General features: G+C 54.6%; 15 protein-coding genes. 11 read left to right on the forward strand and 4 right to left on the reverse strand.

Features of this window, described 5'->3' with window-relative positions:
• Window positions 1–6 precede the first annotated feature (6 nt).
• Both HC231_RS05950 and suhB read right to left on the reverse strand, forming a co-directional pair.
• On the reverse strand, window positions 7–1,143 hold the full coding sequence (locus tag HC231_RS05950; RefSeq protein WP_208230145.1) for an ABC transporter substrate-binding protein: 1,137 nt from the start codon (window positions 1,141–1,143) through the stop codon (window positions 7–9).
• Between the two features lie 169 nt (window positions 1,144–1,312).
• Window positions 1,313–2,116, reverse strand: coding sequence for an inositol-1-monophosphatase (gene suhB, locus HC231_RS05955; RefSeq protein WP_208230146.1), 804 nt, complete (start codon window positions 2,114–2,116; stop codon window positions 1,313–1,315).
• 119 nt (window positions 2,117–2,235) lie between these two features.
• Here suhB and trmJ point away from each other — a divergent pair, with 119 nt between their 5' ends.
• The 11 genes from trmJ to sseB all read left to right on the forward strand — a co-directional run bounded on the left by trmJ (window position 2,236) and on the right by sseB (window position 11,289).
• Window positions 2,236–2,958 (forward strand): tRNA (cytosine(32)/uridine(32)-2'-O)-methyltransferase TrmJ, encoded by a 723-nt coding sequence (gene trmJ, locus HC231_RS05960; protein WP_208230147.1) that lies wholly within the window; start codon window positions 2,236–2,238, stop codon window positions 2,956–2,958.
• 133 nt (window positions 2,959–3,091) lie between these two features.
• Entirely contained in the window at window positions 3,092–3,586 is a 495-nt protein-coding gene (gene iscR, locus HC231_RS05965; RefSeq protein WP_208230148.1) for a Fe-S cluster assembly transcriptional regulator IscR, read from the forward strand.
• 228 nt (window positions 3,587–3,814) lie between these two features.
• On the forward strand, window positions 3,815–5,029 hold the full coding sequence (locus tag HC231_RS05970) for an IscS subfamily cysteine desulfurase (protein WP_208230149.1): 1,215 nt from the start codon (window positions 3,815–3,817) through the stop codon (window positions 5,027–5,029).
• A 24-nt stretch (window positions 5,030–5,053) separates the two neighbouring features.
• On the forward strand, window positions 5,054–5,440 hold the full coding sequence (gene iscU, locus HC231_RS05975) for a Fe-S cluster assembly scaffold IscU (RefSeq protein ID WP_172291599.1): 387 nt from the start codon (window positions 5,054–5,056) through the stop codon (window positions 5,438–5,440).
• A 17-nt stretch (window positions 5,441–5,457) separates the two neighbouring features.
• Complete coding sequence (iscA, locus tag HC231_RS05980) at window positions 5,458–5,781, forward strand: iron-sulfur cluster assembly protein IscA (RefSeq protein WP_208230150.1); 324 nt, start codon at window positions 5,458–5,460, stop codon at window positions 5,779–5,781.
• A 103-nt stretch (window positions 5,782–5,884) separates the two neighbouring features.
• Window positions 5,885–6,403: a co-chaperone HscB gene (hscB, locus tag HC231_RS05985; protein WP_208230151.1), complete on the forward strand. Its 519-nt coding sequence runs from the start codon at window positions 5,885–5,887 to the stop codon at window positions 6,401–6,403.
• A gap of 78 nt (window positions 6,404–6,481) precedes the next feature.
• Window positions 6,482–8,332 carry a Fe-S protein assembly chaperone HscA gene (hscA, locus tag HC231_RS05990; RefSeq protein WP_208230152.1) on the forward strand — a complete coding sequence of 617 codons (1,851 nt, stop codon included), beginning with the start codon at window positions 6,482–6,484 and terminating at the stop codon, window positions 8,330–8,332.
• 2 nt (window positions 8,333–8,334) lie between these two features.
• Window positions 8,335–8,670: an ISC system 2Fe-2S type ferredoxin gene (fdx, locus tag HC231_RS05995; RefSeq protein ID WP_208230153.1), complete on the forward strand. Its 336-nt coding sequence runs from the start codon at window positions 8,335–8,337 to the stop codon at window positions 8,668–8,670.
• A 15-nt stretch (window positions 8,671–8,685) separates the two neighbouring features.
• On the forward strand, window positions 8,686–8,886 hold the full coding sequence (iscX, locus tag HC231_RS06000) for a Fe-S cluster assembly protein IscX (RefSeq protein ID WP_208230154.1): 201 nt from the start codon (window positions 8,686–8,688) through the stop codon (window positions 8,884–8,886).
• 209 nt (window positions 8,887–9,095) lie between these two features.
• The gene (pepB, locus tag HC231_RS06005) at window positions 9,096–10,391 is read left to right on the forward strand and encodes an aminopeptidase PepB (protein ID WP_208230155.1); all 1,296 of its coding nucleotides are present in this window, start codon (window positions 9,096–9,098) and stop codon (window positions 10,389–10,391) included.
• Between the two features lie 100 nt (window positions 10,392–10,491).
• Window positions 10,492–11,289, forward strand: a complete 798-nt coding sequence (gene sseB / locus HC231_RS06010; RefSeq protein WP_208230156.1) for an enhanced serine sensitivity protein SseB — start codon at window positions 10,492–10,494, stop codon at window positions 11,287–11,289.
• Between the two features lie 24 nt (window positions 11,290–11,313).
• Here sseB and HC231_RS06015 read toward each other — a convergent pair whose 3' ends face one another.
• Both HC231_RS06015 and sseA read right to left on the reverse strand, forming a co-directional pair.
• Window positions 11,314–12,099 (reverse strand): MurR/RpiR family transcriptional regulator, encoded by a 786-nt coding sequence (locus HC231_RS06015; protein WP_208230157.1) that lies wholly within the window; start codon window positions 12,097–12,099, stop codon window positions 11,314–11,316.
• A 123-nt stretch (window positions 12,100–12,222) separates the two neighbouring features.
• Window positions 12,223–13,074 (reverse strand): 3-mercaptopyruvate sulfurtransferase, encoded by an 852-nt coding sequence (gene sseA / locus HC231_RS06020; RefSeq protein WP_208230158.1) that lies wholly within the window; start codon window positions 13,072–13,074, stop codon window positions 12,223–12,225.
• Between the last annotated feature and the right edge of the window lie 14 nt (window positions 13,075–13,088).

A 13,088-nucleotide genomic window follows, 5' to 3' on the forward strand; every position in this document is an offset into this window, starting at 1 on the left:
AAACGCTTACTCAGACGGTTTCCAAAAATAGATGAAATCGCTGCCGGGCAAAGCAGTGAAATGACGCATGACATAACGGTAGTTCTCATCCGGGTCGAGCGCAGAAAATTGCTGCGGATAAATCGCTTTTGCCAGATATTCCATGCCAATAATATTGAACGGGTTATTATAGAACTGGTGATAGATTCCGTATGCCCGTTTTTGCCTAACGGCCGGAATTTGGTTAACCCCGGTGCGATTTAGCAATACGCCGGCCTGCTCATCAATGCTTTTTTCGTCGGCGCCGAGACCAAACGGCAACGGATTAACGCTGCCGCCGCCGCTGTTATTACCCCGTTTGGCGCCGGTCATGACGTAAACATCGGGTTTCATGCTGATGAGTTTCTCTAATGAGACATACCCGTTAGCGCCGGGCAGCAAATCGGAGCCGATATTCCGCGCCCCGACCGCTTCCACCAGCCCGCCCCAGCCGTTATGGGCGTGGCTGAAGCAGCAGGAGTCCGAACGCCCGGCCCAGGCTTCGACAAAGACGTTAGCCTTGGCCGGCAGCGCCGCCGTCTGTTTCTGTATCGCCGCGAGGTGCTGGCGATAAAAATCGGTGTAGGCTTTGGCATTCTCTTCCTTGTTTAACACTTTTCCCAGCAGATCAATACTGGGGGCGGTGTTTTGGACAGGGTTAACCTCATAATCCACGAATACCACCGGGATGTTAAGCGCTTTCAGCTTGTCGATAACGCCGTTGCCCGCCAGGGTCGGTTTAGAGCGCAACTGGGCGATCATCAGGTCCGGTTGTTTTGACAGCACGCTTTCCAGCTCAACTTCTCCCATGTCGCCAAGGCCCATATCCATAATAGCGTCGGCTTCCGGCCATTTATCCTTCATCAGCGCCCAGGTCGCTTTATCCGATTTTCTCGGCTGGTTATTCCAGGCAACCAGACGCTGAAACGGGTTATCTCTGTCGAGCAGCGCCAGCGACATGATATCGCGGCCATCCTGCAGAACGATGCGCTTGGGCTCCTGTCCGATTTCGATTTTTTGTCCGGCCATATCGGTAACGGCAAGCGGATATTGCGTGGCGTGGCTGGTGAAGGGGAGGGTTAGCGCGGTGGTCAGCAAAAGACCACACAGTATTTCCTTGTGCATTGTCATTATCCTAATGTCGCCAGTTATTGAAGAGCAATGATTTTAATAACCATTATCATATGTTCGCGGAATTATCGTGCGGATGGAAGAGCAAACGGAGCAGAAATAACTAAAAAAAGCATGCCAGCGCGAGGCTGGCATGATGCATTCCGGGGAGCGGGGAAAGGTATCAGCGCTTCAACGCGTCGCTTAATTCGTCGCGGATGGCCGCCAGTATGGATTTGACGACGCGCGGATTACCTGCGACCAGATTACCGGAAGAGAGGTAATTGTGGCCGCCGGTGAAATCGGTAACGATACCGCCGGCTTCACGAACCAGCAGTTCGCCGCCGGCAAAATCCCAAGGTTTCAGGCCGATCTCAAAGAATCCGTCAACGCGGCCGGCGGCGACATAGGCCAGATCCAGCGCGGCGGAACCCGTGCGGCGAAAATCCGCGCACTGGGTAAACAGCGCTTCGATGATTTTGATGTAGTTTTTAGCGTGCTGTTTGGCTTTGAACGGGAAACCGGTAGCCAGCACCGTGCCATCCAGATCGCGGGCGTTGCTGCTGCGCAGACGATAACCGTTCAACTGCGCGCCCTGGCCGCGGGTGGCGGTGAATAGTTCATTGCGCATGGGATCGTAAACAACGGCGACTTCAGTACGGCCTTTGATGCGGACCGCGATGGATACCGCGAAGTGCGGCAGGCGTTTGATAAAATTGGTGGTGCCATCCAGTGGATCGATTACCCATTGCACATCTTTATCTTCGCCTATCAGCTCACCGCACTCTTCGCCAATGATGGTGTGCTGCGGATAAGATTTACGGATGACTTCAACGATTAGGCGTTCGGCATCCCGGTCAACGTTGGTGACAAAGTCATTATTGCCTTTTTGACTGGCTTCTACGGCGTCGGGAGTTTCGTAATTCTTAGCAATTAAATTACCGCCTTTACGCGCAGCGCGTATAGCGATATTGAGCATCGGATGCATGGTATCGTCCACTAGAATGTTAAAGAACAGAAAGCGGCGCGTATTATAGCAGGGGAAAATGAAAATATCTAAGTTTGTGTTAGAATCTTCCGATTTCCTCTTCGTATTATCGAGTCCGCATGTTACACAATATTCGCGTTGTTCTGGTTGAAACGTCCCACACCGGCAATATGGGATCGGTCGCCAGGGCGATGAAAACTATGGGGTTAAGTAAACTCTATCTGGTTAATCCGCTGGTAAAACCTGATTCACAAGCGATAGCCTTATCCGCCGGAGCCAGCGATGTGATCGGCAACGCCACCCTGGTGGAGACGCTCGATCAGGCTCTTGAAGGATGCAGCCTGGTCATCGGCACCAGCGCGCGTTCACGCACTTTACCCTGGCCGATGCTGGAGCCGCGCGAATGCGGCGTTCGCAGCGCGCAGGAAGCGGAACATGCCCCCGTCGCCCTGGTTTTTGGCCGGGAGCGCGTAGGGTTGACCAACGATGAATTACAGAAGTGCCATTATCATGTTGCCATCCCCGCCAATCCGGAGTATAGCTCACTCAATCTGGCGATGGCCGTACAGATCCTGGCGTACGAAGTGCGCGTCGCTCATCTGGATCGCTTGCAGGCAGGCGAGGAAGAGCATGGCGAAACGCCTTACCCGCTGGTGGACGATCTGGAGCGTTTTTACCAGCATCTGGAGCAGACGTTGCAACAAACGGGTTTTATTCGGCAGGCCCATCAAGGGCAAGTGATGAATAAGCTACGCCGGCTGTTTACCCGGGCTCGGCCGGAAAGTCAGGAGTTGAATATTCTGCGCGGTATTTTGAGTTCGATTCAGAAAAATAACGGCTAACGGCGGTTGAACAATACTTGAGTGAATTACTGGGTTAAATAGTTGACTAAAACACTCGGGAATGTCAGACTCGGATTCTGTTTCGCCAATACATGTTTTTATAATACATGTTTCATCTACAGGTACCACTATCATGAGACTGACATCTAAAGGCCGTTATGCCGTTACCGCCATGCTTGATGTGGCGCTGCATTCCAAAGAAGGCCCGGTTCCGCTGGCGGATATCTCGGAACGCCAGGGCATTTCGCTCTCTTATCTGGAGCAATTATTCTCGCGTTTGCGTAAAAACGGGCTGGTTGCCAGCGTGCGCGGCCCTGGCGGCGGTTATCTGCTGGGTAAACATGCCAGCGAGATTGCCGTCGGCACCGTGATTTCCGCCGTAGACGAATCAGTGGACGCAACGCGTTGCCAGGGGCGCGAAACCTGTCAGGGCGGCGAGCGTTGTTTGACGCATACGCTATGGCGCGATCTGAGCGATCGAATCACAGACTTTCTGAACAACATTACGTTGGATGAGTTGGTCAATAACAAAGAAGTACAGGACGTTGCGGATCGTCAGGAAACGGATACGCGCCGCGCCGCCAACGGGCGCCTGCAGGATACGATTAACGTTAATCTGCGCGCCTGATATAACGCGCCGCGTATTTTAAACGCCGCGCAACGACGGGCAGGGTAGCCCGTCGATAAAAATCGGGAATGATTATAAACGCCGCGCAGCGGCGGCCCGTCGTAATAATTTCCGAAAAGAATTTTTAACAACGCATCGCGTTGGCTCGAAGAAAATATACGGGCGCAATAGCCCGTTATAAACAAGACGCTTTGCACGTTTTGATGTGATGTACGGAGTTTATGAGCAATGAAGTTACCGATTTATCTGGACTATTCAGCCACCACGCCGGTTGATCCGCGAGTGGCTGAAAAAATGATGCAGTTTTTGACCCTGGACGGTACTTTCGGCAACCCGGCCTCTCGCTCCCACCGTTTTGGCTGGCAGGCGGAGGAAGCCGTCGATATCGCCCGTAATCAGATTGCAGAATTGGTGGGCGCGGATCCGCGAGAGATTGTATTTACTTCTGGTGCGACGGAGGCGGATAACCTGGCGATTAAAGGCGCCGCTAACTTCTATCAGAAGAAAGGCAAGCACATCATCACCAGCAAAACGGAACATAAAGCCGTGCTGGATACCTGCCGTCAGTTGGAGCGCGAAGGGTTTGAAGTCACCTATCTGGCGCCGCAGCGTAATGGCGTTATCGATCTGAAAACGCTGGAAGCCGCAATGCGTGACGACACCATTCTGGTTTCCATCATGCACGTGAATAATGAAATCGGCGTGGTGCAGGATATTGCGACGATCGGCGAAATGTGCCGTAGCCGCGGCATCGTGTTCCATGTCGATGCGACCCAAAGCGTGGGCAGACTGCCTATCGACCTGAGTCAGTTAAAAGTGGATCTGATGTCTTTCTCCGGCCATAAGATGTATGGGCCGAAAGGGATCGGCGCGCTGTACGTTCGCCGTAAACCCCGTATTCGCATTGAAGCGCAGATGCACGGCGGCGGCCATGAACGCGGCATGCGTTCCGGCACATTGCCGGTACACCAGATCGTCGGCATGGGCGAAGCGTATCGCATCGCTAAAGAAGAGATGGACGCTGATATCGCTCATCAGCGTGCGCTGCGCGATCGTCTGTGGAACGGCATCAAAGATATCGAAGAAGTCTATTTGAACGGCGATCTTGAACAAGTCGCGCCCAACATCCTTAACGTCAGCTTTAACTATGTTGAAGGCGAATCGCTGATCATGGCGCTGAAGGATCTGGCCGTGTCGTCCGGTTCCGCCTGCACCTCAGCCAGTCTGGAACCTTCCTACGTATTACGTGCGCTGGGTATGAACGATGAGCTGGCGCACAGTTCGATCCGTTTCTCTTTGGGGCGTTTTACCACCGAAGAAGAGATCGACTACGCCATTGAACTGGTGCGTAAATCTATCGGCCGCCTGCGCGAACTTTCTCCTCTGTGGGAAATGTTCAAGCAGGGCGTGGATATCAGCAGCATCGAATGGGCGCATCATTAATTCGCAGGATAGAGGACGACGATTATGGCTTACAGCGAAAAAGTAATTGATCACTATGAAAACCCGCGCAATGTAGGATCGTTCGACAATGCCGATCCGAGCATCGGCAGCGGTATGGTTGGCGCGCCGGCCTGCGGAGACGTTATGAAGCTGCAAATCAAAGTCAATGATGAGGGCATCATTGAAGATGCGCGCTTTAAGACTTATGGCTGCGGCTCCGCTATTGCGTCCAGTTCGTTGGTTACCGAGTGGGTGAAAGGTAAATCGCTTAACGAAGCCGAGGCGATTAAAAATACGCAGATCGCGGAAGAGCTTGAGCTGCCGCCGGTGAAAATCCACTGCTCTATTCTGGCGGAAGATGCCATCAAAGCCGCGATTGCGGACTATAAAAGTAAACGTGAAGCCAAGTAGCTTACTGGGGGTATTGTATGTCGATTTCCCTGAGCGACAGCGCTGCGCAACGAGTAAGCGCCTTTCTGGCTAACCGCGGCAAAGGCATTGGTCTGCGCCTTGGCGTGCGGACGTCCGGCTGTTCCGGTATGGCCTATGTGCTGGAATTTGTCGATGCCGTGAATGCGGATGACGTAGTGTTCGAAGATAAAGGCGTTAAGGTCATTATTGACGGTAAAAGCCTGGTTTATCTTGACGGCACGGAGTTGGATTTCGTCAAAGAAGGGCTAAACGAAGGCTTTAAGTTCAATAACCCTAACGTTGCCAGCGAATGCGGTTGCGGCGAAAGCTTTAATGTTTAATCACTTCCCTGGGTGATGATCGGGCATTGCTGTTTCTTCCGGCTAGCGGCCGGGAGAAACGGCGGCAAATGACGGCGATTACCCAGAACCCTCAGAGCGCGCTATGGATTACTTTACTTTGTTCGGGCTGCCGATTCGCTATGATGTGGATGGCGGCCTGCTTGCCTCCCGCTTTCAGGAACTGCAACGGCAGTTTCACCCCGATCGTTTTGCTGCTAGCCCGGAAAGAGACCGAATGCTGGCATTGCAGCAGGCCGCGACAATCAATAATGCTTATCAGGCGTTGAAACATCCGCTGAAACGCGCGGAGTATATGCTATCTTTGCACGGTTTCGATTTAAGTAACGAACAGCACACGTTGCGTGATACCGCGTTTCTGATGGAGCAGCTCGAACTACGCGAAGAGTTGGATGCCATTGAGCATCGCTCCGATGCCGAAGCGGCGCTGGCTGAATTCGCCGGCCGGGTGCAGGCTATGCTGGTTAAACGCAGCGGGCAAATGCGTGACGAACTGGATCGGGAAGCGTGGGAAGACGCCGCGGATACCGTGCGTAAGCTGCGTTTTTTAGACAAGCTCCAGCAGCAGGTTGAACAACTCGAAGAACAATTGCTGGATAGGTAGGTTTTTAATTCGGTAGGGAAGGGGCTGTGTTAACCACGGCGCGTATTTTTCCCGCCGGCCAATTGATGGAAGCTCAATATGGCCTTATTACAAATTAGCGAGCCGGGCCTCAGTGCGGCGCCGCATAAGCGGCGTCTGGCCGTCGGCATTGATTTAGGCACCACCAATTCCCTGGTTGCCACCGTGCGCAGCGGCGAGGCGCAAACCCTGACGGACGGCGAGGGACGGGATCTCCTGCCGTCCGTTGTCTACTATCATGCCGAAGGGCATGAGGTCGGTTGGGCCGCCCGCGAAAAGGCGTCCGGCGATCCCGCCAATACCGTCAGTTCGGTAAAACGCATGATGGGACGCTCTCTGGCGGATATCCGCCAGCGTTATCCTCATCTTCCCTATCAATACCAGATCAGCGATAACGGTCTGCCGTTAATACAAACTTCGGCGGGGAGCAAGAATCCGATTCAGGTTTCGGCGGATATTTTGTCCGCGCTGGCGCAGCGCGCGCAGGAAGCGTTAGACGGCGCGCCGGACGGCGTGGTGATCACCGTTCCCGCCTATTTTGACGATGCGCAGCGTCAGGGCACCAAAGACGCCGCCCGTTTAGCCGGGCTGCATGTTTTACGCCTGCTTAATGAACCTACCGCCGCCGCCATCGCCTACGGGTTGGATTCCGGTAAAGAAGGCGTAATAGCCGTTTATGATTTGGGCGGCGGAACCTTTGATATCTCCGTTCTGCGTCTGAGCCGCGGCGTGTTTGAAGTCCTGGCGACCGGCGGCGATTCGGCGCTGGGCGGCGATGATTTCGACAACCTGTTGGTGGAGTGGCTGCGCGAGCGGGCGGGCATCGCCTCCCGTGACGATCACCAGTTGCAGCATGCGCTGCGTGAGACCGCCATTCAGGCCAAGATTGCGTTAAGCGCAGCGGAATCGGTTCGCGTTGACGTGGCGGGTTGGCAAGGCGACGTTACGCGCGCGCAGTTTAACGCGCTGATCGCCCCGTTGGTTAAGCGTACGCTGTTGTCCTGCCGTCGTACCCTGAAGGATGCGGGCGTGACGCCGGATGAAGTGCGGGAAGTGGTGATGGTCGGCGGTTCGACCCGCGTGCCGCTGGTTCGCGAGCAGGTCGGCGAACTTTTTGGCCGAATCCCGCTGACGTCCATCGATCCCGATAAAGTGGTGGCGATCGGCGCCGCCATTCAGGCCGACATTCTGGTGGGCAACAAGCCGGACAGTGAAATGCTGCTGCTGGACGTCATTCCGCTTTCGCTGGGACTGGAAACGATGGGCGGCCTGGTGGAGAAGATCATACCGCGCAACACCACGATCCCGGTCGCCAGAGCGCAGGAGTTCACCACCTTCAAAGACGGACAGAGCGGGATGATGATCCATGTTTTACAGGGTGAACGAGAGCTGGTTCAGGATTGTCGTTCGCTTGGGCGCTTCACGCTGCGTGGTTTGCCGCCGTTACCCGCCGGCGGCGCGCATATTCGCGTTACCTTTCAGGTCGACGCCGATGGTCTGTTGAGCGTAACGGCCATGGAGAAATCGACGGGCGTGGAAGCCTCCATTCAGGTCAAGCCGTCTTATGGGCTGAGCGATACGGAAATTGCGGCCATGATTAAGGATTCCATGCTGAACGCGCAGGGAGATGTGAGCGCCCGGATGCTGGCCGAGCAAAAGGTTGAGGCGGCCCGCGTATTGGAGAGCTTGCAAAGCGCGTTAGCCGCCGATGCCGATTTGCTGGCCGCCGATGAAAAGGCCGCAATCATTGCCGCGTCCGAACATTTACGGCAGATGATGTCGGGAACGGACGCGCCGGCGATTGAGGCCGCAATAAAAATAGTCGATCAACAAACCCAGGAGTTTGCCGCCCGTCGAATGGATGCTTCTATTCGCCGCGCGTTGGCGGGACACTCTGTGGACGAGGTTTAAACATGCCTAAGATTGTCTTTCTGCCTCATCAGGATTTGTGTCCTGAAGGGGTAGTTTTGGAAGCGGAACGCGGGGAAACTATTTTGGATGTGGCCCTGCGCAACGGCGTTGAAATTGAGCATGCCTGTGAAAAATCCTGCGCTTGCACCACCTGTCATTGTATTGTTAGAGAAGGCTTTGATTCTTTAGCGGAAAGCACGGAAGACGAAGATGACATGCTGGATAAGGCGTGGGGGCTTGAGCCTGAAAGCCGGTTAGGGTGTCAGGCGCGTGTGGCGAATGAAGATTTGGTCGTTGAAATCCCCCGCTACACGATTAATCATGCTCGTGAACACTAACAGACAGGAGTGGCTATGGGATTGAAATGGACGGACAGTCGCGCGATTGGCGAAGCGCTTTACGATCAATATCCTGATGTCGATCCGAAAACCGTCCGCTTTACAGATATGCACCAATGGATTTGCGGCCTGGAAGAGTTTGACGACCTTCCCGATGCCTCCAATGAAAAAATTCTGGAAGCGATCCTGCTGGTTTGGTTAGATGAAGCGGATTAATTGACCACGCGGGCTGCCTGACGGCGGCCCGTTATTTTTGTGCGATGGCGCAAAGGTAGTCTATACCCAATAGATTTCGAGTTGCAGGAAGGCGGCAAGCGAGTGAATCCCCAGGAGCTTAGATAACTAAGTGACTGGGTGAATGAGGGCAGTCAACGCACCTGCAACTTGAAAGATGAAGGGTATAAAGAACAATCTGGAGCAGAATTATGACAAGCGAAGCTATGCTGGTATCACTCTCCAATCAACCCGCTGATGCGCGCTGGGGAGAGAAAGCGCCGTTAAGCGCGAACGATAAGGGATTTACTATCCACCTGAACGGGACGTCGCCGTTAGCGACCATCCAACGAGCGGCGCGTAAAATAGACGGACAAGGCATCAAACATGTCGAATTGTCCGGCGAGGGCTGGGATCTGGAAAATAGCTGGGCGTTCTGGCAGGGATTCCGCGGGCCGAAAGGGAAACGAACGGTTGAATGGGCCGAACTGAACGACGCCGACAGGAAAGAGCTGGACGATCGCCTCAAGATCGTAGACTGGGTACGCGATACGATCAATCTGCCGGCGGAAGATCTGGGGCCGGAGCAGTTGGCGACCAGAGCGATCGATCTGCTGTGCGATGTCGCGGGCGAAGCCATCAGCTACCGGATCACCAAAGGCGACGATCTGCGCGAACAGAACTATGCCGGTATTCATACCGTGGGCCGTGGATCCGATCGTTCTCCGGTGCTGCTGGCGCTGGATTATAACCCGACGGGTAACCCGGATGCGCCGGTGTTCGCCTGCCTGGTCGGCAAAGGCATCACTTTTGACACCGGCGGTTACAGCCTGAAGCCCAGCAGCTTTATGGATTCGATGAAGTCGGATATGGGCGGGGCGGCGACGGTGACCGGCGCGCTGGCGCTGGCCATCGCCCGCGGGTTGAAACAGCGGGTTAAGATGTACCTGTGCTGCGCCGATAATATGGTCAGCGGCAATGCATTCAAACTGGGCGATATTATCCGCTATCGCAACGGCAAGAGCGTTGAAGTTATGAATACCGATGCGGAAGGGCGTCTGGTTTTGGCTGACGGCCTGATCGACGCTTCCGAGCAGAATCCGCAACTGATCGTTGACTGCGCGACCCTGACCGGCGCGGCTAAGACGGCGCTGGGTAACGATTACCACGCCTTGTTCAGCTTTGACGACGCTCTGGTCGCCGAGTTGCAGCAAAGCGCCAAACAGGAAAGCGAACCGTTCTGGCGTTTGCCGCTGGAGGAGTTTCACCGCAGCCATTTGCCTTCAAACTTTGCGGATTTAAACAATGTCGCCGGCGCGGCCCATAGTGCGGGCGCCAGCACGGCGGCGGCGTTTCTGTCGCATTTTGTGAAGAATTATCAGCAAGGCTGGCTGCATATTGACTGCTCCGCCACCTATCGTAAAGGCGCGGTGGAACAGTGGGCGACCGGCGCTACCGGGCTGGGCGTGCGGACGCTGGCGAATTTGCTGCTGAGCAAATCCAAGTAGTTCAGACGTCGGCGAGCGGTATTGCGTTCACGGAACGTACCGATAAACGAAACCGGGTTGACGCCCGGTTTTTAATGTCAACGATGGGTTGAGGATCGATATGGATTTTTCACCGCAAAACAAACTGGAAGAGATTCTGGTGCTGGCGGCCACTGAGCCGGCGCACCGGCCGGAGTTTTTCAAGGAACTGATGGACGCCACGGTATTTATACTCGGGCAGACTGACGACCCCGCTGAGGGAGAGAAGAAAGTTTTGCATGCGGGGAGTAACGTCCAAATTCAACACTGGGAAAAAGCCGATGGTTCTTCAGCCATTCCTTTTTTCTCTTCGCTGGAAGCGTTGCAACAGGCGATCGCTAGAGAAGAGTCGTTTTTAGCGTTGCCTGCGCGTTCGCTGTTTGAATTGACGCTGGGCGCTACGTTGTTTCTCAACCCGAATCTTCCCTATGGCAAAGAATTCCTGCCGCAGGAAGTGGAACATATGCTTTCCGGCGAAGGTCATGGGTTTGTGCAGCAGCGGGTGGTTGAAGAAGAGACCGAAGTATTGCTTGGCCAGCCGGCCGAGATGCCGGTACAGATGATCGATTCGCTGACGCAGTTGTTTACTAAATACCGCAATGTCCGCCGGGCGTTTTTGGCCCAGATTCACGAAGCCGGAGAGCAGGAGCCCCATTTGTTAATCGGTCTGGAAGTCGATACCGATGATGTGGACGAAGTTATTCGCGCCGCCGGCAGCGTCGCCAGCGATACCGTATCCGATGAGCGTCCTATCGATTTGTGTCTGGTGAAGGAGGGCGAGCCGGGCGTCAGCCATTATATGATGAAACATACCACGCCTTTTTATGAGCGTAAGTGGGGCAGCTTTCTGCGCGATTTTAAAGGTTCGGGAAGGGCTTAATAATATAGACGCGGCGGCGGATTATCAGTCCGTCGTTGTGGCTTGTAATAATAAGAGATCGATCAGCATCACCAGATTGGATTCAAACGAACTGATCTCTCCCGCTTCCGCCGCATAATGCACGGCATCGTCATACAGTTGAAAATGCAGATCGGCTAATTCCCCCAGCGTATTTAATGATGCGCGGGTAAATGCAATGACGGTCATTCCGATATTTTTGGCGATGCGCGCCTTATCCAATACCTGCTCGGTTTCGCCGCTGCGCGATATTGCAATAAACACCTGATATTTCGGCGCATTGCTTAGGAAAATGCCTCTGCTGTCTCCCAGTCCGGAGGAGAATGCGTCTTTACCCAGAATTTGTAGTTTTTTGGCCAGATATTCGGCGAAAAGATGGGAAAATCCCGCGCCGTAGAGAAAAAAATGGCTTTCATGGCGCAGTATGCGGCTGAACGAAGCCATATCCTCGGCGCTGATATAGGAAAAAGAGCGCTGATAATTATCGATAAAGCGCTGGAAGGCCGCCGGAACATGACGCGCAACCGGTAACGGCGCTGAAGGCGGCGAAACGCGCGGGCTGCCGGTCAATAACTGTTTGCAGTGATAGATAAACTCACTGTATCCGCTAAAGCCGATTTTCTGACATAGCCGCATAATGGTCGCGGTCGACACATAGGTCTGCTGCGCCAGTTCGCGAACCGTTATTTTCCCCACCATTGATGAATGTTCGGCAATAAAGGCCAGCACGCGATATTCGGCGCGGGTTAAATCCTGACCGTGCTGCATCAAAGGGGCTAGCCGATTATCCATGCTCGTTGCTCCAGATATATTCGCGACAACCGGTGAATAACGCGACGCTTCATTTTAATGCCGTTCGTTAAGTCTGGATCTACTCGCTCCGTAACTTCAACCGCGCGGCATGCTTCATTCGGTTTAATCCAGCGTAATCGGAAGATCGTCCCGCCCGCCCCATTCGCTCCAGGAGCCGTCATACAGCGTGACATCCCGCACACTCAGCAGCGTCAATGCCAGAACGACTACGGCGGCGGTAACGCCGGAACCACAGCTGGCGACGACCGGCCGGTTTAGATCCACGCCATAGCTACGCAGGATCGTTTCCAGTTCGGCATTGGATTTCAGCGCGCCGTCGGCGACCAGATCGCTCCAGGGAACGTTGAGACTGCCGGGAATATGGCCGCGGCGCAGGCCCGGACGCGGTTCGCCGACTTCCCCGCTGAAACGGGCCGCCGGACGGGCGTCAATAATCTGCGCGGAGGCGCTGCCGATTATCGCCAACACGTCGTCGCGCCGGCGGATGGCGGTCGTATCCAGCCGGGCGGAGAAAGTCTGCGGCGGACGTTCGACGTTTCCCTGTTCCAACGGCAGGTTTTGATGTTTCCAGCCGGCCAATCCGCCGCTCAGAATTGAAATCCGCTTAACGCCGCAGATATGCAGCATCCACCAGGCGCGAGGGGCGGAAAATAGATTGCCTTCATCATAAATGACGATATGTTGCCGATCGTTGACGCCGAGTTTGCTCATCGCGCGGGAAAAGTCTTCGCTGGCGGGCATCATATGGGGCAGATTGGTACGATGGTCGGATAAGGTTTCAATATCAAAAAAGACCGCGCCGGGTAAATGCCCGGAACGGTATTCGGCATGAATATCGCGAGTGGTTTCGCCCGGCGGCAACATGCGGGCATCAATGAGCGTGATATCGCTATCGTCAAGGTGTCCGGCAAGCCAAGCGGCGGAAACAAACAGTTCGGATGAAGATGCTGACATAGAGCCCCCCGCAA

The sequence above is a fragment of the Brenneria izadpanahii genome (assembly GCF_017569925.1).
GTDB lineage: Bacteria > Pseudomonadota > Gammaproteobacteria > Enterobacterales > Enterobacteriaceae > Brenneria > Brenneria izadpanahii.

What these genes read in the sequence shown, in the direction of transcription:
- HC231_RS05950 (WP_208230145.1), bottom strand. Translation starts at nt 1,143, where the DNA reads ATGCACAAGGAAATACTGTGTGGTCTTTTGCTGACCACCGCGCTAACC.
- suhB (WP_208230146.1), bottom strand. Translation starts at nt 2,116, where the DNA reads ATGCATCCGATGCTCAATATCGCTATACGCGCTGCGCGTAAAGGCGGT.
- trmJ (WP_208230147.1), top strand. Translation starts at nt 2,236, where the DNA reads ATGTTACACAATATTCGCGTTGTTCTGGTTGAAACGTCCCACACCGGC.
- iscR (WP_208230148.1), top strand. Translation starts at nt 3,092, where the DNA reads ATGAGACTGACATCTAAAGGCCGTTATGCCGTTACCGCCATGCTTGAT.
- HC231_RS05970 (WP_208230149.1), top strand. Translation starts at nt 3,815, where the DNA reads ATGAAGTTACCGATTTATCTGGACTATTCAGCCACCACGCCGGTTGAT.
- iscU (WP_172291599.1), top strand. Translation starts at nt 5,054, where the DNA reads ATGGCTTACAGCGAAAAAGTAATTGATCACTATGAAAACCCGCGCAAT.
- iscA (WP_208230150.1), top strand. Translation starts at nt 5,458, where the DNA reads ATGTCGATTTCCCTGAGCGACAGCGCTGCGCAACGAGTAAGCGCCTTT.
- hscB (WP_208230151.1), top strand. Translation starts at nt 5,885, where the DNA reads ATGGATTACTTTACTTTGTTCGGGCTGCCGATTCGCTATGATGTGGAT.
- hscA (WP_208230152.1), top strand. Translation starts at nt 6,482, where the DNA reads ATGGCCTTATTACAAATTAGCGAGCCGGGCCTCAGTGCGGCGCCGCAT.
- fdx (WP_208230153.1), top strand. Translation starts at nt 8,335, where the DNA reads ATGCCTAAGATTGTCTTTCTGCCTCATCAGGATTTGTGTCCTGAAGGG.
- iscX (WP_208230154.1), top strand. Translation starts at nt 8,686, where the DNA reads ATGGGATTGAAATGGACGGACAGTCGCGCGATTGGCGAAGCGCTTTAC.
- pepB (WP_208230155.1), top strand. Translation starts at nt 9,096, where the DNA reads ATGACAAGCGAAGCTATGCTGGTATCACTCTCCAATCAACCCGCTGAT.
- sseB (WP_208230156.1), top strand. Translation starts at nt 10,492, where the DNA reads ATGGATTTTTCACCGCAAAACAAACTGGAAGAGATTCTGGTGCTGGCG.
- HC231_RS06015 (WP_208230157.1), bottom strand. Translation starts at nt 12,099, where the DNA reads ATGGATAATCGGCTAGCCCCTTTGATGCAGCACGGTCAGGATTTAACC.
- sseA (WP_208230158.1), bottom strand. Translation starts at nt 13,074, where the DNA reads ATGTCAGCATCTTCATCCGAACTGTTTGTTTCCGCCGCTTGGCTTGCC.